Source organism: Polaromonas sp., from assembly GCF_018780625.1.
Taxonomy (GTDB): domain Bacteria; phylum Pseudomonadota; class Gammaproteobacteria; order Burkholderiales; family Burkholderiaceae_C; genus Polaromonas.
Map to the genome: position 1 here is coordinate 1 of NZ_JADMJK010000178.1, position 1,835 is coordinate 1,835.

The window sequence follows — 1,835 nt, forward strand, 5'->3', positions numbered from 1 at the left end:
CCCGAGGTGCGCGACAGCCTGGTCATCGACCTGGAGTTCCTGGGGCGGCCCTCCTTCATGCCGCTGTTTGTGGTGCTGCAATCTGGTGCGGTACTGGACGAGGCACTGCAGGAGCGCATCAAGCAGCAGATCCGCTCCAGGGCGTCTGCGCGCCACGTCCCCAATGAAGTCGTGCAGGTGGCTGAAATTCCCCGCACGCTGAGCGGGAAAAAGATGGAAGTGCCCATCCGAAAATTGCTGCTCGGCAGCTCGCCTGAAAAGGCGGCCAGCCCGGATGCCATGCAGAACCCGGGCAGCCTGGAATTTTTTGTCCAGTATGCAAAGGCCCTCAAGGACCGCATGCACGCGTGAAGCGTTCGCGGCGCGCTGGCAACGGCGGTCTCAGAGATCCAGCACCAGCCTTGGCGTTTTGGAGCGCGAGCAGCACGGCAAGAACTGGTCATTGGCCGCCTGCTCCTCGGGCGTGAGGTACATGTCCTTGTGGTCGGGGATGCCTTCGATCACGCGGGTCAGGCAGGTGCCGCACACCCCTTGCTCGCAGGACACCTGCACGTCAACCCCCGCATCGGCCAGGGCTTGCACCACGGTCTTGTCCTTGGGCACCACCACGATCTTGCCGGAGCTGGCCACCTGGACCTCAAAGCTGGCGTCGCTGTCGGACTTGGTCACCGTGCCGGCGAAGAACTCGTAATGCAGTTGCGCCTCGGGCCAGCCTTTTTCCCGGGCGGTGTTCAGCACCGCATCCATGAAGCCTTTGGGCCCGCAGACATACAGATGCACGCCGCTGGCCGGCGCGCTGAGCTGCGAGGCCAGGTCCAGTTTTTGTTCAGGCGCGCCATCGTCAAAATGGAAATGCACTTTAGGCGCAAAGGCAGCGCCTGCAATGCGTTGGTGAAACGCGGTGCGCTCGGGCGAGCGGGTGCAGTAGTGCATCTCGAAGTCGGCGCCGGTATTGGCCAGCCGCTCCGCCATGCACAGGATGGGCGTCACGCCAATGCCGCCGGCCAGCAGCAGGTGCCGGCTGGCATCGTGCGCGATCGGGAAATGGTTGTTGGGCGCGCTGATCTGCAACACCTGGCCTTCAGCTACCAGATCATGCATGGCGGCAGAGCCGCCGCGCGACGCCGGGTCGCGCAGCACGCCGATCAGGTAGCGGTGGCTTTCCGTCGGGTCATTGCACAGGGAGTATTGGCGGGTCAGGCCGCCTGGCAGGTGCACATCCACGTGCGAGCCGGCCGAGAAGGCAGGCAGCGGCCCGCCGTCCTCCGCGACCAACTCATAGGTGCAGATATCCACGGCTTCTTGTTGCTTGCGGGCCACGCGGACCGCAATCGTCGGTAAATTGCTCATGCTGATTCCTCAGGCCACAGCCGGTGCGCCACCTGCGGCCTGCTCTTCGGCCATGATGCGGTCCAGGATCTTGCGCGACTGCACGCCGCCGGCGTCGATATTGAGCTTGAGCAAGGCGCGGTCCGGGTAGTCCAGCAGGTTCTGCTGCTGGCGCTGCAGCATTTCCAGGTCTTCTCCAAAAATCTTGCCCTGGCCTTCGCGGATGGTGGCGGTCAGCGCCTTGTCCTTCGGATTGAACTTGCGCGCCATGCCCCAGAAGTACCAGATCGAGGTTTCCGTCTCGGGCGTGATGAAGTCCACCACCACGCTGTAGGCCTTGTGCTCGGGCGGCGCGTCGTAGCCGCCATGGCCGGCATGGGCCACGCCCACTTCGATCATCACATGGCTGGGCGGCGTGAAGCGGCAGATCTGCCAGCGGTCCACCGGCACATCGTCGGCCAGGTTGTTGCCGCGCAGGGCCAGCTTCCAGAACGGTGGCGCGGTGA

Annotated in this window: 2 protein-coding genes and 1 pseudogene; 1 reads left to right on the plus strand and 2 read right to left on the minus strand. The window is 64.3% G+C overall.

Going from position 1 to position 1,835, the window contains the following annotated elements; all coding sequences use genetic code 11:
- Positions 1-351, plus strand: a pseudogene (locus tag IV091_RS13975) (acetoacetate--CoA ligase); the annotation flags it as partial.
- A gap of 30 nt (positions 352-381) precedes the next feature.
- Here the strand turns inward: IV091_RS13975 and IV091_RS13980 are convergent.
- Both IV091_RS13980 and IV091_RS13985 read right to left on the minus strand, forming a co-directional pair.
- Positions 382-1,350 carry a PDR/VanB family oxidoreductase gene (locus IV091_RS13980; RefSeq protein WP_293469753.1) on the minus strand — a complete coding sequence of 323 codons (969 nt, stop codon included), beginning with the start codon at positions 1,348-1,350 and terminating at the stop codon, positions 382-384.
- A 9-nt stretch (positions 1,351-1,359) separates the two neighbouring features.
- A partial coding sequence (locus tag IV091_RS13985; protein ID WP_293469755.1) for an RHO alpha subunit C-terminal catalytic domain-containing protein occupies positions 1,360-1,835 on the minus strand: 476 nt, incomplete at its 5' end.